Here is a 25022-nt window from a genome sequence, read left to right on the forward strand (position 1 = left end):
CATGACTGTGACTCTTGCTTCGCTTTCCCAGCAGACCGGACTCGCCGTGCTCGACCACCTCGAGCAGTCGGTGAGCATTCCCGTCGTCGACGGGCTCCAGGCCCAGGGCGACCTCATCGTCGTCCCGCTCTCCCTCCTCGCCTCGTCCGTGAAGGTCTCGTCCGACTGGACCCCTGTCAGCTGGACGGATGTGCCCCCCGAAGGGATCGAACTACTCCGCGGCGCGGCCGGGGGCAACCCGCACACCCTCGTCGCCGACCCCGGCACCTGCCGGTGGACGCCCAACGTGGCGGACTCCGACGGGCTGGCGATCGGCATCTTCGAGACCTCGGCCGTCGCCTACCTGCTGCACCCCGAGCACGGGGCCACGGGTTGCACTCCGGGTACCTACGTCATCCGCCGGCAGCGCGAGCACGAAGGGCGCAGGGCACGCCTCGTCGCGGACTGATTTCCGGCACCACTCGGCGGGCTGCCGCGAGGCCGCGGCAGCCCGCATGAGAGACCGCGACGATCGACGGTTTCCGCGCCAGGCAGCCCCGGCTACGCGGTGACTCAGACACTCGCCTTCCATCGCGGACCGGTGTTCAGTGGAGGCGGACGGGCAGGCCGGCCAGGCCGTTCATAATCATGGACGGGACGCGGGTGAGGGAGTCGGCGGGGGCGTCAAGGCGGAGGGCGGGGAAGCGGTCGAGGAGGGCACCGATCGCGATGCGGGCCTCGAGGCGGGCGAGTGGTGCGCCGACGCAGTAGTGCAGGCCGTGGCCGAAGGCGGTGTGCCCGGTCTCCTGGCGGGTGACGTCGAGCCGGTCGGCCTGCGGGAACTGGGCGGGGTCGCGGTTGGCCGCGTTCAGGGACACGACCACGATCTCACCCGCGGCGATCGTCGTCCCGCCGACCTCGATGGGCTCGGCGGTCCAGTACGGCAGGGTGTTCTGCACCGGTCCGTCGTAGCGCAGCAACTCCTCGATCGCGGGCTCCAGCAGTTCGGGCTTGTCCCGCAGCAGCTGGAACTGGTCGGGGTGGGTGAGCAGGGCGCGCACGCCGTTGGCGATCAGGTTGACCGTGGTCTCGTGCCCGGCGATGACCAGGAGGAACACCATCGAGGTCAGCTCGTCCTCGGTGAGCCGCTCCTCACCGTCGCGGGCGGCGATCAGGTCGGAGAGCAGGTCGTCCTGCGGGACGCGCCGCTTGTCCTTGATGAGCTCGCGGGTGAAGTCGAGGATCGCGATGGCGGCCGCCTCGTACTCTTCGAAGCTGAAGATCCCGGGCGCCACGAGTGGCGTGCTCCAGTTGCGGAAGTCCGCCCGGGACTCCGGGGGGATGCCCAGCAGCTCGCAGATGACGCCGATCGGCAGCGGGTAGGCCAGCGCGGTTATGAGGTCGGCGGACTCGACGCCGTCGAGTGCGGCCAGCAACTCGTCGGTCATCTCCTGGACCCGTGGCGCGATCTTCTCGACCCTGCGCCGGGTGAACGCCGAGGTCACCAGCTTGCGCAGCCGGGTGTGGTCCGGCGGGTCACTCATCAGCATGTGCGTGTGAACGCCGCGCGCCACGTGCTCGGGAAGCATGCGCGCGTACACCCCGTTCTCCCAGCCGCCCTTGACCAGCCGCGGGTCCGACAGCAGCGCCCGGGCCTCGGCGTGCCCGGTGATCAGCCATGCGGTGCGCCCCGTCGGCATCGTCACCGGATGTACGGGACCCTGCGCGGTGAACTCGGCATAGATGGCCTCACGCTCTCCGTCGCGAACGGCCGTGAACGGATCTCTGCTGGTGCCCGCAGGCGTGGACATAACGCTCCTTCGAGTCATGGACGATAGGCGATCGACCCGCCATGGGCGGCGAGGACGCACCCGGGCGCAAGGCCGCAAAGTGGCGACGAACACACACGACCCCGGCGCACGGGCGCCGGGGCCAGAGGCAGGAATTCAAGCGGAGAATTCATAGCACACTTTGGGCGTTTGATGCCTATTTGTCCACATGGGGAGCGGTACGAGGTGGTCGAGCCGGCACCCGAACCCTCAGGACGGGCGTTGAGAGTCCGCGGCCATCAGTCGTTGCGCGGCGACCTCCGCGCCGCCGTGATGCATGACGGCGGCGACCCGTTCGAGCGAGTCCGTACCCCACGCCATCGAGAACGCCGGGCACCGCCGTCACCAGGTTGGAGCCGCAACCCCTTTACCGTCTCCCACTGAGGTTGAAAGGCGAGATGGTGCGCGATTGAGGTTGCGCCAGGATCGGGCGGTTTTGGTTGGACCGGTGCCCCTGCATACCTGCTCACAATAGGTCGGGTGGGACACTCCAGCCATGGATGCTGAGACGATAGAGAGCGGGACGCCGTCGGACGTGGCGGTGCCCGCACGGAGCGAGTCTGCCCACGGCTCGGGGTGGGTGCTGCGTTCCGCGGAGACGGCGGACGTCGAGGTGCTTGCGGACCTGCGGGCCACGGTCATGCGTGCGGACCTGGAGCGACTCGGGCGGTTCGACGAGCACCGGGTGCGACAGCGACTGCGGAACTCCTTCTCTACGCAGCACACGTCGATCATCATGATCGACCATGAACTCGCAGGATGCGTCACGGTCCGACCTGCCGACGGCGGGCAGTTGCTGGAGCACTTCTACCTTGCTCCGCACCATCAGGGCCGAGGGCTCGGATCGGCTATCTTGCGCGCGATACTGGAGCGGACCGACGCGCAGGGCATGGTCGTCCGTTTGAACGTCTTGCAGGGCAGCGCCGCCCGCCGGCTCTATGAGCGCCACGGGTTCGTCGTGGAAACACAGGACCCGATCGACCTTTTCATGGTGCGTGCGCCAGGCGCGGGCACCGCCTCGAAAACCTGACCGGCACCGCAGCCGGCGCTCAGCCATCCCCCGCGCCGGCATTCGAGCGGATTCACATCGAGCGGTTCGCCGCCAACGAGATCGCCCGAGAACCAGCCCGGCAAAAAACTCCGCCACCATCGGGCGAACGGTCTGCAGGCACCGAATTCATACTGAAATGGATCCGCCCATGACCGCGTGTTTCCTTGGGCTTCCCGAAGCGATCTCATCCGGTCAGCCGGCTCGGTCCTGATTGAGGATTCACCCGTCGTGATCTTCTCTCGACCCATCGGCGGAGGCGCACTCGAGGATCTGACGTGCGGGGAGAGCGTTGTTATACCGAGCGAGACCGATCTACCCGTGGGTGATGAGTTCGGGCGCGTCGAAAGGTCCCGCCGGTCGAGTCGCCCGGCGGTGCCGAACTCATCGGCTCTGAGGCGATGAGTTTCCGCGACGCCGCCGGTCCTATCCATATGACGGCCTCCGCGACCTCCTTCGCCATCGGCGTGAAGATCACGCGTGCGGACATCCCTGTCCTGTGCGCCGACCTTGCCGAGCTGGTGCGCGGCCGCGGTGGCGGCGTCGTGGCCTGCGACGTGGCCGGCGTGGCCCACCCCGACGTGGTGACGGTCGAGGCGCTGGCCCGGTTGCGCTTGACCGCGCGGCGGCATGGCTGGAACCTGGTGGTCACCGGTGCCGGCCCGGACCTGCTTGAGCTGGTGCACCTGTTCGGACTGACCGACGCGTTAATCCAGGCAGGCCGGCAGTCCGAAGAGCGGAAACAGGCTGGTGGTGTCGAGGAAGTTGTTGACGGCCACGATCCGTCCCCCTGAGATCTCCAGCACGATCAGCGCCCACGGGTCGTGCCCGGAGCCGCCGAGGCGGGGCCGATACTGCCCGAACGCCGGCATGCCGTTGGCCACCACCGGCACCAGGCGCGAGCCGCGGCAGCCGCTGCCCGTACCGGCCATCCAGGCGGAGATGTCATCGCGGCCGCGCAGCCACAGCGGCAACGGCGGCATCGACAACGTCGCGTCGTCATGCAGCAGCGTCGTCAGCGCCTCGAGATCGTACGCTTCGAACGCTTTCACATAACGCGTGAGCAGCGCCTTCTGCCCGTTGTCCAACGGATCGTGGACGTCGGCGGCGGTGTCGGTGGTGGCGATGGTGGCCCGGGCCCGTTGGAGTGCGCTGTTGACGCTGGGCACCGAGGTGTCGAGCAGGTCGGCCACCTCCTGGGCCGACCAGGCCAGCACCTCCCGCAGGATCAGCACGGCCCGCTGCCGAGGCGGCAGGTGCTGCAGCGCGGCGACGAACGCCAGCCGGATCGACTCACGTTCGACGACCATGTTGGCCGGGTCGATGCCCTCGGGCAGCACCCGGCTGTCCGGTACCGGACCCACCCAGATCTGGTCGGGACGCGGCTCGCCCGGGTCGGTGGCGCGGCCGGACCCGGGCGGGCCGAGATCCATGGGCCGGACCCGCAGCTGAGCGCTGGCGAGCATGGTCAGGCAGACGTTCGTCGCGATCCGGTACAGCCAGGACCGCAGCGCCGAGCGCCCTTCGAACCGGTCGAAACTGCGCCAGGCGCGGACAAAGGTCTCCTGCACGGCGTCCTCGGCCTCGAAGACGGAGCCCAACATCCGGTAGCAGTGGCTGGTCAGCTCAGGCCGGTACGCCTCCAGCTGCGACTCGATCGGTTCGCTGGTCGCCGCATCATTCACCCTGACGAACCTAGCGGAGCATCCTGCGGCGGGCGAGACCGAATTCTCGGCGGCGAAGCGCCCCCGGCCACTTACCTCTGGCACAGGGACGGGGCGCCATCACCCCTGTCAGGGCACTCACCGCGCCGGGTGCCTCAGGGCGTGGACGCTTCCGAGCGCGCCCGAAAAATCGTCCCGCCACCGGCGATGAGTTTCCGGTGCCCGTCCGGTCTATAACGGCGTCACATCGACCGGGAAACGCACAAGGAGTCATCATGACCGCCACGGAGTGGACCGCAGAAAACGCCGGTTCGGGTCAGTACGCCGACGTCAACGGCATCAACCTGTACTACGAGACGTACGGGGCGGGACGCCCGATGATCCTGTTGCACGGAGGCCTCGGCTCGGGTGAGATGTTCGGGCCGATCCTTCCCACCCTGGCCGACCACCACCAGGTCATCGTCGTCGACCTGCAGGGGCACGGCCGGACCGCCGACATCGACCGGCCGCTCGACGTCCGGCTGATGGCCGATGACGTCGCCGCGCTCATCGACCACCTCGGCCTGCGGAAGCCGGACGTGGTCGGCTACTCCCTCGGCGGCGGGGTGGCGTTCCAGGTCGCGATCAGGCACCCGGAGAAGGTGGGTCGCCTGGTCACGGCCTCGGCGCACATCAGCCGCGACGCCATCTACCCGGAGATCCTCCAGCAGCAGGGTCAGGTGAGCGGAGCGGCGGCCGAATACATGAAGGAAACCCCGATGTACGAGCTCTACCAGCGGGTGGCGCCCCGTCCAGAGGACTTCCCGCGGCTGCTCGACAAGATCGGCGAGGCGATGGCGAAGGATTTCGACTTCTCGGAAGAAGTTCGCGGCCTGCAGATGCCGACGCTCGTCGTCGCCGCCGATGCCGACATGGCGCCGCCGAGCCACTACGCCGAGGTCTTCAAGCTCCTCGACGGTGGCCTGCGCGACGGTGGCTGGATGGGCGAGGCTCGGCCCAAGGGCGGTCACGCGATGGCGATCCTGCCCGGTCTCACGCACTACGACATCTTCCTGTCCCCGCTTCTCGCAGCGGTCACCCTCGCCTTCCTCGACCAGGAGAGCTGAGCCGGCTCGCCCCGCCCGGCGGCCTTTCGGATCGGCCGCCGGGGGCTTGCCGTCCACCGCCCGCCCGCTCAAAGGCGGACCCGGCCTGGTGCGGCCGCACCGTGTTGTACTCGGCCACCCACGCGTCCAACGCGTCCTGGGGCGCCTCGGCGCGGACTACGGACCCCGCGCGGGAATGGCCACACCGATCCGATATGCCTGAAATCCTCGGACAACCACAGGAAATCGAAGACGCTGGTCGCATGACGGTCACCCATCACGATCTCAAGTCCCGATACGACCTCGACGCCGCCGCGGTGCGGTATTTCGACGACAACGGCTTCGTGAAGCTGCCCGGTGTGCTGGACGCCGGGACGATCGCGGCGTACGAACCCGAGATCACCTCCAAGGTCATCGAGCTGAACACCCAGCACCTGCCCCTCGCGGAACGCGACACCTACGGCAAGGCGTTCCTTCAGGTCACCAACCTGTGGCTGCACAGCGACCTGGTCCGCGAGTTCGTCTTCTCCCCGCGCCTGGCCCGCATCGCGGCCGAACTCCTCGGCGTCGACGGCGTCCGGCTCTACCACGACCAGGCACTGTACAAGGAGTCCGGCGGCGGGATCACCCCCTGGCACGCCGACCAGTACTACTGGCCCCTGGCCACCGACCGCACCGTGACGGTCTGGGTCCCCCTGCAGGAGACGCCGGCCGATATGGGGCCGCTGGCCTTCGCCGCGGGCAGCCATCGCTTCGAGCACGGCCGTGACCTGCCCATCAGCGACGACTCCGAGCGCGAACTCCAGCAGGGGCTCGCCGAGCAGGGCTTCCCGCCCGTCGAGACGCCCTACCGGCTCGGCGAGGTGAGCTACCACCTTGGGTGGACGTTTCACCACGCCGCGCCGAACCGGTCGGGCGTCCCGCGCAGGGTCATGACCGTCATCTACATGGACGCCGACATCACCGTCTCCCAACCGGTGAACGACAACCAGCGGCACGACCTGCGCTCGTGGCTGCCCGGAGCCGAGGTCGGCGCCGTCCCGGAAACTCCGCTCAACCCCGTCCTGTACCGGGCCGGCGGAGGCCCGCAGACGGGTTAGCCATCCGGCAGGGTGACCGGCTCCCCGGTGGCGAACGACTCGTTGGCGGCAAGCCCGATCGCCAGGGCGTGGGCGCCGTCCCGTTCGTTCGCGAGCTCCACCGGGGAGGTCACGCCGTCGAACATCGCGGCGAGCATGCGCTCGTCGGCGCCCCCGTGCCCTTCGTGAACCACCGTCACCGGGATGTCGCGCGGGGGTGCCCACAGGGGACGCACCCGGATCCGCGCCCCGCCGGAGTTGGGCGGGGCGACGTCGCCGTGCAGCGCCCCCGACCCGGCGGTGACACCCGTGCCCGGATCGGCCCACAGGGTCTCCTCCACCTCCAGTTCCAACCTTCCTCGGGTGCCGTTGAACATCACCCGATACCCCTCCCAGGGGGAGTACGCCGTGAGGTGGTAGGTCATCGTGGCGCCGCTCGCGTAGGTCACGAGGACCGCCATGTCGTCCTCGATCGTGATGCCGTCGCCGAACACGTTGAGGTCGCGCAGGTAGCCGTCCTCGTGCTCGGCGTTCAGGTACAGCTCTCTGAGCTGGTCGTTCGCGGCGAGGTCCAGGGCGAACGGATCGCTCATGGACTCGGGCGACCCGTTCGCGCGCTCGTAGTCGCGCGCGTACCCCGACACGCGTCCGTTGGCCGCGCCGTAGAAGGCCAGCCTGCCCTGCCCGTAGACGCGTCGCGGCACGCTGCCCAGCCACCAGTTCACCAGGTCGAAATGGTGTCCGGACTTGTGCACCATCAGGCCGCCGCTGCCGGCCCTGGAACGGTGCCAGCGCCGGAAGTAGTCGGCGCCGTGGCGTACGTCCAGGAGCCACTCGAAGTGCACGGACAGGACCTCGCCGATCTCGCCCGACCGCAGCAGCCGGTGGACCTTCTCGTGCACCGGGTTGAACCGGTAGTTGAAGGCCACCGTCACGCCTGCGCCGGTGCGGTCCACGGTGTCCAGGATCCTGGCGCAGCGGGCGGCGTCGGTGGTCATCGGCTTCTCGGTGATCACCTGGCAGCCTGCTTCGAGCGCGGGGACGATGTAGGTGTCGTGGAGGGCGTCGACGGTGGTCACCACCACGGTGTCGACGTCGCTGAGCAGGTCGGCGTACCCGTCCGGGCTCAGCGTGGCGGCCGGGGACCGGCCCAGCGCGGTGATGAGACGGTTGTGCACGGCCATGCGGGTCTGGTTCGGGTCGCACAAGGCGACCAGGTCGATGTGCTCGCGCCGGGCCAGGCCCTGGGTGTACAGCTGGGCGCGCAGGCCGGTGCCGACGATCGCGGCTCGCCGGGGACGGGACATGGACAGCCTCTCTGTCACTGCTTGACGGCGCCGGCGAGTCCGTTCACGAAGAACCTCTGCAGCACCAGGAAGATGATGATGATGGGGGCGAGGGTGATGACCGAGCCGGCGCACAGCAGCACCCAGTCGGTGGAGTTCTCGCCGATGAAGGCGTACATCCCGACGCCCAGGGTGCGCAGTTCGGGACGGGCGAGGGTGAACACGAGCGGGATGAAGAAGCTGTTCCACGCAGAGATGGCGGTGAACAGGCCGACCGTCGCCAGCATCGGCCCGGACAACGGCAGCATGATCCGCCAGAAGACCTGGTGGAAGTTGGCCCCGTCCACGCGGGCGGCGTCCTCCAGCGCCCCGTCGATCGCCCGGAAGTAGCCCATGAACAGGAAGGTGCCGAAGACGATGCCGCCGGCGGACTGCACGATGATGATCGACCAGAGGCTGTTGAGCAGGCCGAGCGCGTCCATGATGTCGAAGATCGGGATGACGGTGTACCCGTGGGGCAGGAACACGGTCGCCGCCACCGCGACCAGGACGATGCCCTTGCCGGGAAACTCGGTGCGGGCCAGGGTGTAGCCGGCCATGGCGGTGACGAGCAGGGTGATGAGCACCGTGGCGACGGTGATGGTGAGGGTGTTGAGGAAATACCGCCCGAAGGACGCCTCCTGCCAGGCCTGCGCGTAGTTGGACCACAGCGGCGTGCCGGGCAGCGGGTCCAGGCCGCGGCCGAAGAACTCGTCGGTGCTCTTGAGCGAGCTGCCCAACGTCCACAGGAACGGGTAGAGCCAGGCGATCCCGCCCACGAGCAGGAACACGTGCGTCATCAGCGGCGCCCGCCGGGTCATGCGCGGCCTCCCTTGCGTCTGACCAGCGCCCGCAGGGAGAGGGCCTGGACCACGGCGAAGACGATGAGCAGCAGCCCGTAGACGAACGAGGCCGCCGAGGCCAGGCCGACGTCCCGGTCGACGCCGGAGCCGGAGAACCCGCCGAACGCCAGGTGGTAGATGTAGGTGTTGACGACCTCGGTGGCGAAGTACGGCCCGCCGTTGGTGAGCACCTGTACGAGGTCGAAGACCTGGAACGAGCCGATGACCGACAGCAGCACGATGACGACCCCCACCGACCTGAGCATGGGCACGGTGATGTAGCGGAAGCTCGCGAAGGCGCCCGCGCCGTCGATCCGCGCCGCCTCGTAGAGCTCGTCGGGGATCGTTTGCAGGCCGGCCAGGAAATACACCAGGTTGTAGCCCAGCGTGTGCCAGATCCCGACCGCGATGATGATGATCATCGCGAAGTTCGGGTCGCCGAGCCAGTCGATGTATTCGTGCGTGAGGCCGAGCGACATCAGGGCGTTGTTGACGACGTCGCCGAAATTGGAGAAGAGCAGCTGGACGACCACGCCGATGACCGCGGCCGACGTCACCACCGGCAGGAAGAAGAGCGTGCGGTAGAAGGTCCGCAGGCGCAACCGGCGATTGTTCAGCACCAGGGCGAGCGCCAGCGCGAGGACAAGCTGGACGGGCACCACGAGCAGCACGTAGAAGAACGTGTTGCCCATGGCACCCCAGAAGATGGAGTCCGTCATCACCCGGGAGAAGTTGGCGAGCCCGACGAAGTCGCCGGGCTCGCCGATCCCGTCCCACCGGTAGAAGGTGTAGCCGAGCGACGCGACGATGGGATAGATCACGAACGCCAGGAGCAGCACCAGCATCGGCAGGACGTACAGGTAGGACCAGCGCGCGGCGGCGATCCGCCGCCGCAGGCGGGACGCCGGCCTCGTGGTCAGCTCACGGGGCCGGCCTGCCAGTCGGATGTCGGTCATCAACTCATCCGCGCTTGGTCGTGTACGACGTGGTGATGTCCCAGTCGGCGAACACGTAGTCGTCCATGCTGACCTTGAGCCCCTGTCCGCGGGCCTTTGACACGGCCTCGCTCAGGGCGCCGTTGAGGCGGTCCTCGAGTTCCTTGAGCGCCTTGGCCACGTCCTTGAGCTGGCCGGTGTAGATGCCCGCGGCGACGTCCGGGAGGTCCGGCTGGACCGACGCCACCTCCACCTTGGCGATCTCCGGGTTGCGGATCGCGGGCACCGGGCCGATGAGTGCCGTGTCGGCCATGGCGACGTACTGCCGGAACGTCGCCGAGGCCACACCCGCCGGATCGTTGTTCTCGGGATAGATCGACAGGCCGTAGCCGCCCTGCACCCAGCGTTTGCCGGCGGCGGGGCTGTAGAGCCAGTCGAGCCAGGCCCACGCCTGGTCGGGGTTCTTGGCCTGGGCCGAGACGCCCAGCAGGTAGCTGCCGGGAGATCCGTAGAAGAAGCCCTGCGGGGTGCCGGTCGGAGACGGGAGCGTCATGAGGCTGTAGTCCTTGAATCCGGCCTCCTCCCAGGGTGCCTGGTTCCACACACCGCCGACGATCATGCCGAATCTGCCCTTGGAGAAGAACGCCCTGGCCTGCTCGTCCGAGATGCTCATCGAATTGGGGTAGATGAAGCCGCGGCTCTTCCAGTCGAGGAGCAGGGCGAGGAAGTCGGCGTAGTTGCGGTCTGTGCCGTACGTCCACTTGCCGGTGCGGTAGTCGACGCTCTGGGTGCCCCCCGGCGACCCGGCGCTCCGGCAGAACAACTCGATCAGCCACGGCAGACCCCCCTTCTGCGCGTTGCCGAAGCCGAGCCCGAAGACCTTGCCGCCGCTCTTGCTGGTGATCGCCTCGGCGGCGCGCGTGATGTCGTCCCACGTCTTCGGGATGAAGACCGTCCCGTCGGGGTTGGTCAGGCCGGCCTCCTTGAAGACTCCGTTGTGGATGTAGAGCTGCAGCGCCGGCGCCAGGCCGCTGAAGGGCGCGGAGTAGACCTTGCCACCGAAGATGTTGACGCCCTCGACGAAGCTGTTGTCGGGGAACCTCGACCGCCATTCGGCGGTGGCCCACTTGTCCAGGGGCGTCAGCCAGCCTTCGCCGACGTGGACCTCCAGTTTCGGCTTCGTGGGCAGCATCAACACGTCCGGGGCGGTGCCGCTGCGGAACGCCAGCGCCAGCAGGTCCAGGTACTTGTCGGTGACCTGCGTGGTCTTCTTGATCGTGGTCTTGCCGTTGGCCTGCTGGAAGAGCTTGGTCTCGTTGTCCACCCACGGTGCCTGGCTGACGTACCAGTCCCAGTACGCCAGCGTGGCGCCCGACGCCGGGCCGGCGCCCTCGGGGGAACCACCGCAGCCGGTGAGTAACGCGGCCCCGCCTGTGATGGCGGCCGCCCGCAGGAGTTGCCGGCGGCTGAGCTGAATGGCTGTCATGGTCTTTCCTTTCGATCTGCTGAGGTCAGCCGACGACGATCGTGATCGCCTTGCCGGAGATGGCCGGCATCGAGACGGCGACCTCCTTGGTGACGCCGCCGGCCGTGACCTTCACGGTGTAGTCGCCGAGGAAGCCGCGCACCGTGGCCGAGCCGGTCGGCCCGGTCGTAGCCGAGGCCTTCGTCCACCACTTGCCGTAGATGAGGTCGCGCCAGGCCACGGCGTTCGGCTTGGGGGTCCAGTCGGTCCGGAACAGGGCTCGCTTGGGATCCCAGGTGTCGCCCTCCCAGAACCCGAACGTGCTGACCCCGGTGACCTGCGGCATGCTGAACATCGTGGTCAGGAAGTCACGCGTGTAGTCGGCCTGGAGTTGCTCGTCGGTGGTGCCGACGTCGAACTCGGTGATCGCGACGGGCAGGCCATGCCCGCCGAACCTGTTGATCAGTGTGACCAGGTCCGCCGGCGGGGTGAGTTGCTCCCCGGCGAAGTGCCCCTGGATGCCGATCCCGCCGATGGGCGCCCCGCCGTCCTTCAGCGCGCGGATCCGGGTGGTGAAGTGGTCCTGGTGGCGGACCTCCCAGCCGTTGTCCTCGATGATGTCGTAGTCGTTGAGGTAGAGCTTCGGGCCCGGGTCGGCCTGCCGGGTCAGCCGGAACCAGCGGTCGATCTCACCGTCGCCGAGCACGTCCTGCACGTCGTGGTTGGCGTACGGCTCGTTGGCCACGTCCCACTCGTCGATCTTGCCGACGAGCGCGGCCGCCTCCTCGGTGATGTGGGCGTCGATCCTGCTCCGCAGCGCGGCGGGGTCGCCGCGGAGACCGCAGACGTCGGCGGGCATGTTGCCGCACGACGGCCAGATCAGGGTGTGCCCGCGGACGAACAGGCCGTTGTCGCGTCCCCACTGGAGCGCGGGCAGGGTGTAGGTGTTCCGCTCGGGCAGGTTCTCCCAGTGGTTCCACTTGAGGTTGTTGCCGAGTGTGAACTGGTTGAAGTTCGCCAGCAACGTGTCGCGATACTTCTGCGAGGCGGAGTTCTGCGTCATCAGGCGTATGCCGTCCGCGGCCGAGCCGAACTCGAAGGCGTGTTTGGTCATGTCCGCCTGGACGGTGGCGCCGGGGACGAGATGGCCCTCGGAGTCGACGACCTTGACGTAGAGGTTGCCCTTGCGGTTGCGCTCGATGCGGTCGGCGGCGGCGGCCCGCCACGAGGCCCCCGCGTCGCGGCCGGCGTAAGTGGCCTGGGGCCAGCCGGCCGGGGTCCCGGGGCCGTACCGGAGCACCGACACGCCCGCGATCTGCAGCACCTGCGGGCCGTAACCGAGCCAGAAGTTGATCCGGACCTGCCCGGTCGCGTAGTCGGCGGCCATCCTGAACGGCAGCTGAAACCTCTGCCAGGCGGTTCCGAACTTCATCGCCGCCTGGGTGGACTTGGAGTGGCTGCCGCCGTTCTGCTCGAACACGAAGTGGGCCAGGCCGGAACCGGAGGGGGTCGGCGTGACCGACCGCGCCCAGAAGGTGGCCAGCATCGCCTCGTTCTTCACCGTGGGCAGCGCGGACGGGACGCCCACGCCCAGGGAGTACTCGCCGTCCAGACCGGGCGAGCTCGGTTGCCCGGTCACCGTGACCTGGAGCGCCTTGTCGAAGCCGGGCTGCCCCTGAACGGTGACGATCTTCGTCTGGGGTGCCGGACTTCCTGTGAACTGGGTGAACGCCTCCAGGACGTTGGCCGGCATGACCTCGGTCGGCGTGTCCGCGGCGGCCGCGGGCGCCGTCAGTCCCAGCGCCGCGAGCAGCACCCCGGAGATGACGTACACCAGCGACTTCATTGAGCGACCCATGGGTAGGGGTCTCCCTTCTGTCGACGGGCAGGGGGGAATTTCGACCGGCGCCCCAGGGGCCCCGGTCTTTTTGCTTCGTCGATGTGGATGTGCGCCGGGCGGCGCGCGTCAGGCGGGAGCGGGGCCCGTGCTGTCCCGGACGATGAGAGTGGTGGGCAGGCGGACGCGGGCGGATGCCAGGCCGTGCTCGTCCGGAGCGGAGCCTTCCCCGGACTCGGGAGAGATCGCGGCGAGCATCATCCGGGCCGCCCGCGCGCCCATCGCCTCGAACGGCTGGCTGACTGTGGTGAGGGCCGGCTTGACGTGCGCCGATGACGGTATGTCGTCGAAACCCACCACCGACAGGTCTGCGGGCACCCTCAGGCCGTGGTCGGCCGCGGCCTCCATGGCGGCGTAGGCGGTGTTGTCGTTGTGCGCGAACACCGCCGTCGGCCGGTCGGGGAGACCGAGCAACCCGCGCAGCAGCTCACGGGCCCTGGGCGGCTCCAACCCGCTCTGGAGCGTGAGCGAGGCGTCGATCGGGACCCCGGCCTCGGTCAGCGCGTCCTCGTAACCGCGCTGCCGGTCCTGGCAGCACGGCCACGTCGTCGGCCCGGCCAGCGACGCGATCCGCCGGTGGCCCAGGTCCAGCAGGTGGCGGACCGCGCCGCACGCGCCCTCGTAGTTGTCCGCCTCGACCGACGGCAGATCGAAGTGGGAGCCGAGAGTGTTGATGAGGACCACGGGCACTCCCTGCTCGTGCAGGTCGAGCAGTGGTTTCATGGCTTGGTCCTGACTGATGACCAGGACGCCGGCCGACAGTCCCGAGGCGAGCATGCGGTCGATGACCGGCCCGTAGTCGTGGTCGTTGGTGCTCGTGTAGAGAATGATCTCGTACGGCGTGCGCTCGATGACAGAGGCGACCCCGTAGTTCAGCGCGGCCACCATCTGCCACGTCAGCCCAGGCACGATCATGCCGATGAACGACGACCGCCCCTTGGCCAGCGCGCTCGCGGTGGCGCTGGGTACGTAGTTGTACCTCCTGATGACCGCAAGCACATGCCGCCTGGTCGCCGGATCGACCCTCGGGCTGTTATTGATCACCAGTGAAACCGTTGACTTCGATACGCCGGCCAGGCGTGCGATATCGCGGATCGTGATTTTCTCCATGCACATTCCTTAGCCGTGCCCGGCCTTTGTCAAACCGGTCCAACACTTTCCTGGGACGGTAGCGCTGGACCGGTTCGATGGCAACACCTAAAGGAAAAATGGAAGTAACCCGGCCGTAACTCTCGCGCCGAATACGGGCCGATTTCAGCATCGGTCGTCCGCACCCTTCGGATAAATCTTCCGCCCGGCCACCGTCAGGCAGGGGATCGACGCAGGCATTGTGCGGTTGACGATTTCGCCTTCGACCTGCGCCGGAGCGTGGCACCCGCCGGCACCTGGGTCAGCGGCTGTCACGCGCCCTGGGACCGCCGGCGGAACTCGCGCGGTGTCGTGCCCGTGTGCGACCGGAACGCGGTGGCGAAGTGCTGTGGTGAGGAGAAGCCCAGCTCGGCCGCGATCCACGTGATGCTCTGGTCGGTCTCGGCGAGCAGCGTCCTGCCCCGGCGGATCCTCAGGCGCGCCTGGTGGCGGGCGGGACTCACCCCGAGCTGGGCGGTGAAGAGCTCGGCCAGGTAGGACGGTGAGAGCCCGGCGCGGCGGGCCAGCGCGGACAGCGTCAGGCGCTCGGTGTAGCGGGTCTCCAGCACGCCCAGGACGTGGGCCACGGCGGGGTGCAGGGCACGCCTCCCGGTCGCGACGCCCGGCATGAGCAGCCTGGCCACCTCGACGAGCAGGTGCTGGGCGCCGGCTCGCAGCCCGGGGACACGCAGAGCCCGCGTCGTGGTCACTTCGCGCAGGAAGGTCTCGAAGGGCGCGACGGCCGGGGCCGCGTCCGCCACGAAGACCGGCAACCGGTGCCAGGGGACGTCGGGCACCAGGAGCGGCGCGTCGAGGGCCGCGAACATGAACTGCCAGACCGTTTCGGCGGGCCTGGCCATGCGGTGCGCCACGTGCGGGGACACCATCAGCAGCCCGTTCGGCGGCACCTCGTACTCGGCGTCGCCGATCCGCCACCTCGTCGCGGGGCCGTCCGTCTGGAGATAGAGCTCCCACACCTCGTGGCTGTGCTCGGTGATGAGCCAGGACGACGGTGCGCGCTGGTCTCCGGCGTGTACGAGCCCGGGCACACCGGCCCCGGCGAGGTGGGCGTGGAAGCCCGCTCTCAGCCCGTCCGGACGGATCACCCCGCGATCGTGTACGTTTTCGCCGCTCTGGTGAACGCCCGGCGATGGGGCCCGCACGTACCGTTCCGTACCATGACGATCTCGAACGCCTCTCTGGACCATCTGCTCCCCACAGGCGAGGACGTGGAGTTCTACCGCGCCCACGGCTACTGGACCTCCGGGCCGATCGTGCCCGCGGACGTGCTCGACGCCGCGGAGGCGGGCATGGCGCGCCTGTACGCGGGCGACACCGACCGGCCGCCGCCGGGCGGCCGGTCCCTCGGCGGCTGGCGGCCGGAGGACGGCGAGGTGCTGCGGAAGAACGACCACGCCTCACTCGTCGTCGACGAGCTGGCGGCGCTCGTCCGGTACCCGGTGATCGCCGCGTGCGCCGCCCGGCTCAGTGGCGCCGGCGAGATCCGGCTCTGGCACGACCAGCTGCTCTACAAGCCGCCGGAGTCCGCGCTGCCCGAGGCGGGCGGCGTCAACGTGGGCTGGCACACCGATCGCCAGTACTGGCGGAGCTGCGTGAGCACCGAGATGCTCACCGCCTGGGTGCCCTTCCACGACGTCGGCGAGGCCGCGGGCGGGATCGCGTTCGTCGACGCCAGCCACCTGTGGCAGGACGACGTGGCGCTCGACTTCTTCGACTCCGACCTGTCCGCCCTGGACCGGCTGCGCGGCTCACGGCGCGTCGAGGTCGTCGTGCCGGAGATCCCGCGCGGCGCGGTCAGCTTCCATCACTGCCGCACGGTTCACGGCAGCGGCCCGAACCTGAGCGGGCGGCCCCGCCGCTCGCTGGCCGTGCACCTCCAGCCGGGCGACAACCGCCCCAGCCTGCGGGCCCGGCACGGCCTCGACGACCTCGTACGGCGTGACCCCGAGGGCCGGCCCGACTACGCCGACCCCGCCGTGTGCCCGCGGTTGTGGCCGGCTTCACCCGATCACCTCCCCAGCCTTCCGGGGACGGCCGTCCACGGTGACGACGCCTGAGACCGTCGAGACGTCGATAGTGTGCCCCCGGTAGGTCAGCCCGGTCAGCTCCACGCCCCCGCCGGGGAGGGCGGCCGGGGTGACGACCAGGCTGCCGTCGAGCCGGAACCGCACGCCCGCCGCACCGGTCAGGATCGCCTCCGCACCGGCCAGCCCGGCGACGATGTTGACCCGCCGGCCCGCGGGCGGCGCCGCCGGGCGGTCGCAGTAGTGCTCCTGTGGAAAGTACGGGAAGTGCTGCCCCATCCAGAGCAGCCGTCGCATGACCTCCCAGGCGAGGGACGGCTCGCCCTGCTCCCAGAGCGTCAGGGCCAGCTGCGGGCCCTCCCCGGTGTACGCCCCGCCGCCCGACCAGTCGGTGTCGCCGAGCTCGTAGTGCAGCCGGTCGTCCGCGGCCACGGCGCTGACGCCGTACGGCGCGAGGAACGAGCCGTCACGCAGTCGCCCGAGCATGGTCTGGGCCATCTCCGGCGTGCAGGCGCCGTTCCGCAGCGCGTCGAACGCCTGGACGTGCTGGACGAACTCGGTGTGCCCGTCGGGGTAACGGCAGCGGAACCAGCCCTCGCGCTCGTCCCACAGCTCCCCGGCGATCGCGCGCCTGATGTCACGGGCGCGCGATCGCAGCTCGCCGACCGGAAGCCGCGCGCCGGTCACCTCGGACAGCTCGGCCAGCCGATCGAGGCACCAGGCGCGTTCGGCGTTGGGGCTGGCGACCAGGTGCTCCCAGCCGGTGCTGCGCATCTCCAGCAGGTTGTGCTGGGTGCCGTAGTCGCGTAGCGCCCCGGCCGGGGCGAAGCGGGTGTCCAGCCCCTCGACCAGGTCGTGGAGCTGGGTGACCAGGGAGGGGGAGATGTCGTGATGGGCGGCGACGGCGGTGGCGAGGGTGACCAGGGACCAGCCGCTGTAGGCGTACGGGACGCCCAGGCCCGTGCCGTCGGGAGCGATCGCGTAGTGGCTGGTGAGATCCACCTTCATGAGGGATTCCAGGACACCGGTGGTGGCCTCGCCGAGCATGAGGGTGAGCAGGTGGGGGGCGTATCCACCGGTGTCCCAGGCGTAGGCGCACAGCGCCCCGCCGTCCAGTCCGGAGGTGGCCACGAAGGGCGAGGTGATGAAGCCGGGGTTGTCCCAGAGACAGACCAACCCGCTGGCCAGAGAGCCGCGCCAGTACGCCTCCAGCCCCGGGATGTCGCTGGACAGGCGCGGCACGCGCGCCAGGACCGAGGCCAGCCGGCGCTCCGACTGCCCGCGGGATTCGGCGGCCAGCTCCCGCGGCCGCCCGGGAGGCGTTCCCGCGCCGGCGCGGACGGCCAGCGCGAACACCGCCGTCCCGCCCGCCGGGACGTCCTGGCGGAGTCCCTCGTGGGAGAGCTCGACGGTGACGTCCCCTGCCTGCCAGGTCCACTGGCCCGTGCTCACGGCCTCCGGTCCGGGGCTGGGCGGGACCCAGCCCCATTCGCCCAGAGGGATGCGGCGGGGTCCTCCGGGGGAGGCGCGCGGGAGGAGGGCCACGGTGATGTCCCGCTCGGCCCGGTTGATGATCTCCACCTCCAGGACGAACCCGGCCTGGCCGTACAGCGGGGTGAGGGTGCTCCGCACCCAGAACGACACCAGCTCGCCGTGGTGGCGGCGATGGTAGGTGCCGTGCCTGACGATCCGGCCTGGTCGCCAGGTGCCACCCGCGTGGAGCAGGCCCGTCCCGGCCACGCCGGGCGCCGCACCGTCGGCGATCCGGCGTCCGTCCACGTCCAGTTCGACGGCCAGCCCGGCGTCGGGGGCCGCGTACGGCGGCGCGAACCACCCGCCGACCCCGCACACCGAGCCCGGCGGGGCGTGGACGGTGGTCCAGCCGCTGGTGACCCAGGTGTGGGCGGGCGCCACACTCTGGCGTAGGTCGAAGGCGAAATCGTCAACTGCGTAAGGCATGCGTCAATCCCTTGCCTGACGGTAGCTGGGCGGGGAGATCTGAAGGGCGCGGACGATCGGCGGTCCCGGCGCTCGCAACCGATGGTGACATCGGCCCTTATTCGTCGCAAGAGTTACGGCCGAGTTACTCGTGTTTCGTTTAAGTATTGCCATCGAACCGGTCCAGCGCTACCGTCCCAGGAAAGTGTTGGACCGGTTCGACAAATGCCGGGCACCGCTAAGGAACGTGCATGGAGAAAATAACGATCCGCGATATCGCACGCCTGGCCGGCGTATCGAGGTCAACGGTGCCGGGCCGCGCCCGCGTCCGTACCGGCCCACAGCTCGGGCACGGCCACCTCCGAAGTCATATCCGTTCACAGCCGAGCAGACGACCTCGCCTGCGTGTCCTCACCCAGCGATTCCGTGCCGCGCGTCCCGATGAGCGGTCGAGTCGTCACGGGATGCCAGGTGGCCGATCCCGTCGGCCCGTCATGGGCCGGATCAACCAAGCCGGACCCGGCATCCCTGGGATCCGCCGATCATACGAGTGACCTGAACCACCCCACCCGCAACGCAAGGATCATCTTGTGCCCCTGCGCCTCGCCATCCTGAGCTTCTGGCATGTACACGCCCGCGACTACGCCCGCCAGGCGTCCGAACACCCCGACACCGAGATCACCGCGGTCTGGGACGAGGACGCCGCCCGCGGACGCGCCTGGGCCGACGACCTCGGCGCCCGCTTCCACCCCGACCTCGGCGAACTACTCGCCCGCGACGACGTCGACGCCGTGGTCGTCACCTGCCCGACCACCGCGCACCGCGAGGTCATCACGGCCGCCGCGGCGGCCGGCAAGCACATCTTCACCGAGAAGGTCCTCGCCCCGTCCCCGGCCGAGTGCGCGGAGATCATCGCCGCCGCGGAGAAGTCCGGCGTCGCACTGATGCTCGCGCTCCCCCGGTTGTACGACGGCTACACGACGGCCATCCGCAAGGTGCTGGCCGACGGCGAACTCGGCCGTCTCACCCTGGTCCGGATCCGCCTGGCCCACGGCGGCTCGGTCGGCGAGGGCTGGCTCCCCGAGCACTTCTACGACCCGGCCGCCACCGCGGGCGGTGCCCTCATCGACCTCGGCTGCCACCCCATGTACCTGGCCCGGCTGTTCCTCGGCCACATGCCCGAGACCGTGACCGGATCCTTCGGCCATGTGACGGAGCGCGCCGTCGAGGACAACGCCGTCGCGGTGCTGCGCTGCGCGAACGGCACCCTCGGCGTGGTGGAGGCGTCCTTCGTCACACCGGCCTCCCCGTTCTCCATCGAACTGCACGGCACCGAAGGTTCCCTGGTGTACGGCACGCCCGAGCCGCGGCTGCTGCTCAGCGCCGCCGGCGCCTGGCGCGAACTGCCCGTGCCGCCGCGCACCGGCACGCCCTTCGAGCTGTTCGTACGCCATGTCGCCGACGGCACCCGTGACGAGGAGAACCTCGCCCTCGGCCTCGACCTGACCCACCTGATGGCCGCCGCCACCCGCAGCAGCCGCGAGGAAGGAAGCCGCATATGACCCTCTCCGTCGGCCTCGTCGGCTGCGGGAACATCTCCCGCTCCCATCTGCGCGGCTATCTCTCCGTCCCGGATGAGGCGGTCGTCACCGCCGTCGCCGACGTGGACCTCGACGCCGCCACCGAGCGCGCCCGGCAGGCGGGCGGCGCCCAGGTGTTCGGCTCCTACGAACGCATGCTGGACGAGGCCCCCGTCGACGCCGTCGACATCTGCCTGCCCCACCATCTGCACGCCGACGCCATCATCGCCGCCGCCAAGGCCGGCAAGCACATCCTGTGCGAGAAGCCCCTGTGCCTGACGATCGCCGAGGCCGAGCGGATCGCCGACGCGGTGAGCACCGCCGGGGTCACCCTGATGTGCGCGCACAACCAGCTCACCTTGCCTGCGGTCGCCCACGCCCGCGAGCTCATCGAGTCCGGCGCGCTGGGCCGCGTCTACGAACTGCGCACCACGGACAGCTTCTTCAACGACTTCGACCCGTCGACGATGGGCTGGCGCGCGCATGCGGCCACCAGCGGCGGCGGCGAGCTCATCGACACCGGCTACCACCCCACATACCTGCTGCTGTACCTGGCGTCCGCCCGCCCGGCCGCGGTGACGGCGATGCTCAGCACCCACCGGCTGGCGTTCATGGAGGGCGAGGACTCCGCCCGGGTGCTGGTGCGCTTCGCCGGCGGCGCGGTGGGCGAGGTGGTGACCAGCTGGGCGTACGAAGCGGCGCCGTTCACCGAGAAGTTCTCGGTGGTCGGCGAGCTCGGCAGCCTGTGGAGCGACGGCACGACGCTCTGCCACAAGCCGCGCGGCGGGGCCGTCACCACGGTCGAATTTCCGGCGGTCGACTCCATCCCGGCCGTCTGCGCCGACTTCGTCCGCCGGATAGGGGACCGATCGCGGCCGGTGCACACCCACGAAGAGGGCACGGACGTACTAAAGATCATCCTTGCGGCCTACCGGTCCGCACAGGAGAAACGGGAGATCAGCCTCTGACATCCTCTCCGGCCTGAAGGCGGGAGATTCCCGGGCGAGGCCGGATGGTTCGCGGTTCACAGCCCCGCCCAACGGCTGAAGGGCTCCCCGCGCTGCCACCCCATGCCCTGGGGCGGTCCTGCGACACCGGCCTGGTTTTCGACTTCGATCCGGGCTGTCGGCCGACCGCTGCGAGGCGTCGGCGGACGGCCGCGTCATCCACCCCGGGGCACCCGCCCCGCCGCGCATTCTGGGAGAGCCCGATGAGTGACGTCCTCGACCGATTCGACCGCGACGGCTACGCCATCTTCCGCGAGGTCATCGACCGGGAGCTGGTGCAGGAGGCGGCCGGCCACGTCGACTGGCTGCAGCGCCGCCACCCGGATCTGCGGCCCGAGCAGCTGGGCCACACGCTGCTGCGCGACGACCCGTTCTGGCTGCGATTGGTCTCGGACGACCGGCTGCTGGACATCGCGGAGAGCTTCGTCGGCCCGGACATCGCACTGTTCGCCTCGCACTACATCAGCAAGCCGCCGTACTCCGGGCAGCCGGTGCTCTGGCACCAGGACGCGGCGTTCTGGCCGCTGGAGCCGATGCGGGTGGTCACGCTCTGGCTGGCCATCGACCACTCGACGCCGGAGAACGGCTGCGTACGGCTGATCCCCGGCAGCCACCGCGGCGACATCCAGGCGACGCGCGCCAACACGGCGGTGGACAATGTGCTCGGCGAGGAGATCGCGGCCGAGGTGGACGAGTCGGCGGCCGTCGACATGGTGCTGGCGCCGGGGGACGTCGAGGTGCACCACCCGAACATCGTGCACGGCAGCACTGCGAACACCTCGCCACGGCGGCGATGCGGACTGACCATCCGCTACATTCCGGCATCGACCCGCATCACGGCGGACGAGCAGCCCTACCCGAGCGCGTTCCACCTGCGCGGCGAACCCGGCGTGAACGCCTATCAGCCATGGCCCGGCTTCGACCCGGCACGGCACTACCGTTTCACGGGGGCGGAGGTAACGCGGGGGTAGGAGCAGGCGGGATCGTACCGGCGTGCGGCAACGGCCGCACGCCGGTACGGAAACCCCGAAGCGTCATTCCCCGGCCAGGCCGGTGTGGGCGACGCCGCGGATGATCTGGCGCTGGAAGAACACGAAGATGATGAGCAGCGGCAGGCCGGCCAGGACCACGGAGGCCATGATCTGCGCGTAGCGCACGCCGAAGGTGCCCTGCACCACGTTGGCCAGTCCGACGGGCAGGGTCATCGTATTCGGGTCGGTGGAGACCAGGAACGGCCAGAGGAAGTTGTTCCAGGTCGTGATGAACGTGAAGATCGCCACCGCGGCGAGCACCGGGCGCGAGAGTGGAAGAACGATCATGAAGAACACCCGCCAGCGGCCGGCCCCGTCGACGAACGCGGCCTGTTCCAGCTCCGGCGGCACGCCCTGGAAGAACTTGTAGAGGATGTACACGATGACGGGCGCGGCGACCTGCGGCAGGATGATGCCCCACCAGGTGTCGACCAGCCCCAGCGTGACCATCTCGGCGAACAACGGGGCGATCAGCACCTGCGGGGGGACCATGATTCCCGCGAGGATCGCGGCGAACAGCACGCGCTGCCCCCGAAACCGGGTGCGTGCGAAGCCGTACGCCGCCATCGCCGAGAACAGCACGGTCAGGACCGTCACGACGACCGCGGTGACCGTGGAGTTGATCGCCCATTTGACGATGCCGCCGGTACCCAGGACCAGGCCGTAGGCGTCGAGGGTGACCTCGCTGCCGAACCACGTCAGCGGGAGCTTGGTGGTGTCGGCCTCGGGCTTGAGCGAGGTGGCGACCGCCCAGGCGATGGGTGCGAGCCAGATCACGGCGAGCACCCCGGTGATCGCCAGCAGGATCAGCTGGCCGGGGCTGAACCTCTTGGTCATCGGAGAGACTCCTCGCGCTTGCGGAGCAGCCACAGCTGCACCAGGGATACGGCGACGATCAGGACGAAAAGGATGTAGGAGACGGCCGAGGCGTAGCCGACGCGGTAACCGGTGAAGCCGATGTCGTAGGCGTACTCGATGATCGGGCGGGTGGAGTTCTCCGGGCCTCCGCCGGTCATCAGGTAGATCTGGTCGAAGACCTTCAGCGAGGCCAGCAGCTGCAGCACCACGACGAGGCCGGTGGTACGGCGGAGCATCGGCAGCGTGATCGAGCGCAGCTTGTTCCAGGCCGAGGCGCCGTCGATCGAGGCGGCCTCGTAGAGCTGCTCGGGGATGCTCTGCAGCGCGGCCAGGTAGAGCAGGAAGTTGAAGCCGACCGTCCACCAGACGGTGGTCATCACGACCGACCACATCGCCGTGTTCGGATCGCCCAGCCAGAGGGTGTCGGTCCCGAGCACCCCGTTGAGGAGGCCGAAGCCGGGCTGGTAGATCATCTGCAGCCAGAGCACCGAGACCACGGCGGAGGGCAGCAGGAACGGGGCGAAGAACGACAGCCGCCACAGCCAGCGCATGAAGCGCAGGTTGTGCACCAGCAGGGCGAACACCAGCCCCAGGATGACCAGGGGCACGGTGCTCAGCACGGTGAACAGCACCGTGTTCCAGAGGGAGCGCCACATCCTGGGGTCGCCGAACGCCTCGGCGTAGTTGGCGAAGCCGACGAAGCCGTCGTTGGACCCGGCGATGTTGACGCTGGACAGGCTCATCCGCAGGCCCAGCAGCAGCGGCCAGACCAGGAAGGCCACGTAGACCACCAGGAAGGGCGCGATGAACAGCATTCCGTGCTGGGTCCAGCGGCGTCCCGCCTTGGCCTTCGCGACCGGCGCGGTGGTGGCGGGGGCGGCGACGGTGGTCGTCATCGGGGCTCCTCGGGGAAGGGGTTGGGTGCCTCCATGAGCCGGCGCAACGCGTCCTTGGCCAGGGCCAGGCCCTGCTCGGGCGTGCGGGTTCCGCCGATCACCGGGGAGAACGCCTCCCCGAACTCGATCCACAGCCGCGAGGCCGATCCGGCGAACCACACCTGCGGGTCGAGGGCCACCTCTGTGATGACCGAGCGGTACTCCGACTGTGGCTGCAGCGCCAGGTACTCCGGCTGTTCCAGCGCGGGAAGGTAGGCGGGCACGTGACCGGCCACCGCCCAGTCGGCGCTGTTCTTGACCAGATAGGCGATGAAGCGGTAGGTCGCCCGCTCGACCTGCGGATCGCGGGCGCGCTGGTGGGGCACGACGAAGACGTGGCAGTCGGCCTGGGCCGAGGCTCCGCCGAAGACCGAGGGGAAGCGCGCCATGCTGAACGGCATCTTCGTCAGTTTGAAGGTCGTGGTCTCCCAGTCACCGTTCCACAGGAAGGCGGCGTTGCCGTTCTGGAAGGCGGCGACCGACGCCCCGTAGTCGGTGGTGGGGTCGCACAGTCCCTCCTCGCCCAGCGTGCGCATGAAGGTGAGCGCCTCCAGCGCCTTGGCGTCGTCGATCGTGATCTGCGTGCCGTCGTCCGACAGGAGGGTGCCGCCGCTCTGGGCATACAGTGACGACCACACCCGCCACGGCCCCACCGTTCCGAGGCCGAGCGCGTCGAAGGCCAGCGGGGGCTTGCCACCGAGGGCCTCCTTGGCCTTGCGCAGCGACTCCAGCAACTGGTCGGTGCCCTTGGTCGGCAGCAGCTTGCCGTCGCCGCCGAGCAGCCCGGCACGGCCGCAGATGTCGGTGTTGTAGTACTGGACCATGGGGTGCGCGTCGAACGGCACCGCGTACAGGACCCCGTCGATGTGGGCGCGTTCCCAGATGGGAGGGCTGAAGTCCTCGGCGCGCAGGCCGTTCTCGGCGAGCAGGTCGAGATTGATCGGATCCAGGATCTGGCCGGGGCCGATGCCGGACAGCCGGGCGAGGTGGAAGGTCGCGACATCGGGCGAACGGCCTCCGGCTCCCGCCATCGCGACCTTGGTGTAGAAGGGCTCGCCCCACTGCAGGACGTTCTCCTCCACGAACAGGGCGGGGTTCTCCTTGGCGAACGCGCCCACCATCCCGTTCATGATGACCCCGTCGCTCGCGCCGAGGAAATGCCAGTATTTGACGCGGGTCTGGGAGGAGCCCAGGCCCACGGGGATGGAGCATCCGGAGCCGAGGAGCCCGAGGGCGAGCGCGCCGCCCAGCAGGTTCCTGCGGGTGATCGTCGATGGAGTCCGGTGTGGGGTCGGTGGAATGTCGTCCACTGCTGTCTCCAGAGAGCGAGGCCGCGTCTCCCCGACGAGCAC

At 69.4% G+C, this 25022-nt stretch carries 22 protein-coding genes; 9 read left to right on the forward strand and 13 right to left on the reverse strand.

Translation table 11 applies throughout. From position 1 onward, the window contains the following. Position 1: 1 nt before the first annotated feature. Positions 2-448, forward strand: a complete 447-nt coding sequence (locus DKM19_RS30885) for a hypothetical protein (protein WP_110706123.1) — start codon at positions 2-4, stop codon at positions 446-448. Between the two features lie 136 nt (positions 449-584). Here the strand turns inward: DKM19_RS30885 and DKM19_RS30890 are convergent, their stop codons facing one another. Next, positions 585-1790, reverse strand: a complete 1206-nt coding sequence (locus tag DKM19_RS30890) for a cytochrome P450 (RefSeq protein WP_110700462.1) — start codon at positions 1788-1790, stop codon at positions 585-587. Between the two features lie 598 nt (positions 1791-2388). On the opposite strand from DKM19_RS30890, the gene DKM19_RS30895 reads away from it, so the two are divergent. After that, positions 2389-2838 carry a GNAT family N-acetyltransferase gene (locus tag DKM19_RS30895; protein ID WP_204358325.1) on the forward strand — a complete coding sequence of 150 codons (450 nt, stop codon included), beginning with the start codon at positions 2389-2391 and terminating at the stop codon, positions 2836-2838. 419 nt (positions 2839-3257) lie between these two features. Further along, positions 3258-3650: an STAS domain-containing protein gene (locus DKM19_RS30900; protein WP_110700466.1), complete on the forward strand. Its 393-nt coding sequence runs from the start codon at positions 3258-3260 to the stop codon at positions 3648-3650. On the opposite strand, the gene DKM19_RS30905 is transcribed toward DKM19_RS30900, so the two are convergent. Beyond that, positions 3564-4541: a sigma-70 family RNA polymerase sigma factor gene (locus tag DKM19_RS30905; protein WP_110700468.1), complete on the reverse strand. Its 978-nt coding sequence runs from the start codon at positions 4539-4541 to the stop codon at positions 3564-3566. The two genes, DKM19_RS30900 and DKM19_RS30905, sit on opposite strands and share 87 nt — an antisense overlap. Before the next feature lie 254 nt (positions 4542-4795). On the opposite strand from DKM19_RS30905, the gene DKM19_RS30910 reads away from it, so the two are divergent. Next, positions 4796-5626 (forward strand): alpha/beta fold hydrolase, encoded by an 831-nt coding sequence (locus DKM19_RS30910; protein ID WP_110700470.1) that lies wholly within the window; start codon positions 4796-4798, stop codon positions 5624-5626. Between the two features lie 242 nt (positions 5627-5868). Beyond that, positions 5869-6705: a phytanoyl-CoA dioxygenase family protein gene (locus DKM19_RS30915; RefSeq protein ID WP_110700472.1), complete on the forward strand. Its 837-nt coding sequence runs from the start codon at positions 5869-5871 to the stop codon at positions 6703-6705. On the opposite strand, the gene DKM19_RS30920 is transcribed toward DKM19_RS30915, so the two are convergent. The 7 genes from DKM19_RS30920 to DKM19_RS30950 form a co-directional block, all read right to left on the reverse strand. Continuing rightward, positions 6702-7991 carry a Gfo/Idh/MocA family protein gene (locus DKM19_RS30920; protein ID WP_110700474.1) on the reverse strand — a complete coding sequence of 430 codons (1290 nt, stop codon included), beginning with the start codon at positions 7989-7991 and terminating at the stop codon, positions 6702-6704. The two genes, DKM19_RS30915 and DKM19_RS30920, sit on opposite strands and share 4 nt — an antisense overlap. A 14-nt stretch (positions 7992-8005) precedes the next feature. Beyond that, the gene (locus DKM19_RS30925) at positions 8006-8830 is read right to left on the reverse strand and encodes a carbohydrate ABC transporter permease (RefSeq protein ID WP_110700476.1); all 825 of its coding nucleotides are present in this window, start codon (positions 8828-8830) and stop codon (positions 8006-8008) included. Next, a complete protein-coding gene (locus DKM19_RS30930) occupies positions 8827-9807 on the reverse strand; it encodes a carbohydrate ABC transporter permease (protein WP_110700478.1) in 981 nt (326 codons plus the stop codon). The genes DKM19_RS30925 and DKM19_RS30930 overlap by 4 nt, the downstream gene beginning before the upstream one ends. 4 nt (positions 9808-9811) lie before the next feature. Next, a complete protein-coding gene (locus tag DKM19_RS30935; RefSeq protein WP_110700480.1) occupies positions 9812-11272 on the reverse strand; it encodes an ABC transporter substrate-binding protein in 1461 nt (486 codons plus the stop codon). A 25-nt stretch (positions 11273-11297) separates the two neighbouring features. Continuing rightward, positions 11298-13097, reverse strand: coding sequence for an endo-1,4-beta-xylanase (locus DKM19_RS30940; RefSeq protein WP_110700482.1), 1800 nt, complete (start codon positions 13095-13097; stop codon positions 11298-11300). A 120-nt stretch (positions 13098-13217) separates the two neighbouring features. Next, on the reverse strand, positions 13218-14258 hold the full coding sequence (locus DKM19_RS30945; RefSeq protein ID WP_162641900.1) for a LacI family DNA-binding transcriptional regulator: 1041 nt from the start codon (positions 14256-14258) through the stop codon (positions 13218-13220). A gap of 290 nt (positions 14259-14548) precedes the next feature. Continuing rightward, positions 14549-15382: an AraC family transcriptional regulator gene (locus tag DKM19_RS30950; RefSeq protein ID WP_162641902.1), complete on the reverse strand. Its 834-nt coding sequence runs from the start codon at positions 15380-15382 to the stop codon at positions 14549-14551. 72 nt (positions 15383-15454) lie between these two features. On the opposite strand from DKM19_RS30950, the gene DKM19_RS30955 reads away from it, so the two are divergent. Beyond that, positions 15455-16354, forward strand: coding sequence for a phytanoyl-CoA dioxygenase family protein (locus tag DKM19_RS30955; protein ID WP_110700489.1), 900 nt, complete (start codon positions 15455-15457; stop codon positions 16352-16354). On the opposite strand, the gene DKM19_RS30960 is transcribed toward DKM19_RS30955, so the two are convergent. After that, a complete protein-coding gene (locus tag DKM19_RS30960) occupies positions 16298-18280 on the reverse strand; it encodes a hypothetical protein (protein ID WP_110700491.1) in 1983 nt (660 codons plus the stop codon). The genes DKM19_RS30955 and DKM19_RS30960 overlap by 57 nt on opposite strands. A gap of 569 nt (positions 18281-18849) precedes the next feature. On the opposite strand from DKM19_RS30960, the gene DKM19_RS30970 reads away from it, so the two are divergent. The 3 genes from DKM19_RS30970 (at position 18850) to DKM19_RS30980 (ending at position 21817) form a co-directional block, all read left to right on the forward strand. After that, the gene (locus DKM19_RS30970; protein WP_204358327.1) at positions 18850-19821 is read left to right on the forward strand and encodes a Gfo/Idh/MocA family protein; all 972 of its coding nucleotides are present in this window, start codon (positions 18850-18852) and stop codon (positions 19819-19821) included. After that, positions 19818-20807, forward strand: a complete 990-nt coding sequence (locus DKM19_RS30975; RefSeq protein ID WP_110700495.1) for a Gfo/Idh/MocA family protein — start codon at positions 19818-19820, stop codon at positions 20805-20807. The genes DKM19_RS30970 and DKM19_RS30975 overlap by 4 nt, the downstream gene beginning before the upstream one ends. A gap of 242 nt (positions 20808-21049) precedes the next feature. After that, a complete protein-coding gene (locus DKM19_RS30980; protein WP_110700497.1) occupies positions 21050-21817 on the forward strand; it encodes a phytanoyl-CoA dioxygenase family protein in 768 nt (255 codons plus the stop codon). A gap of 63 nt (positions 21818-21880) precedes the next feature. On the opposite strand, the gene DKM19_RS30985 is transcribed toward DKM19_RS30980, so the two are convergent. From DKM19_RS30985 to DKM19_RS30995, 3 genes are read right to left on the reverse strand one after another with little or no spacing between them, the layout of a single operon-like run. Beyond that, on the reverse strand, positions 21881-22714 hold the full coding sequence (locus DKM19_RS30985) for a carbohydrate ABC transporter permease (RefSeq protein WP_110700499.1): 834 nt from the start codon (positions 22712-22714) through the stop codon (positions 21881-21883). Further along, on the reverse strand, positions 22711-23631 hold the full coding sequence (locus DKM19_RS30990; protein ID WP_110700501.1) for a carbohydrate ABC transporter permease: 921 nt from the start codon (positions 23629-23631) through the stop codon (positions 22711-22713). Before DKM19_RS30990 ends, DKM19_RS30985 begins: the two co-directional genes overlap by 4 nt. Next, complete coding sequence (locus DKM19_RS30995) at positions 23628-24980, reverse strand: extracellular solute-binding protein (protein WP_239513671.1); 1353 nt, start codon at positions 24978-24980, stop codon at positions 23628-23630. Before DKM19_RS30995 ends, DKM19_RS30990 begins: the two co-directional genes overlap by 4 nt. Positions 24981-25022: the final 42 nt, after the last annotated feature.

Origin of the sequence: Streptosporangium sp. 'caverna' (assembly GCF_003203775.1) — a bacterium.
GTDB lineage: Bacteria > Actinomycetota > Actinomycetes > Streptosporangiales > Streptosporangiaceae > Streptosporangium > Streptosporangium subroseum.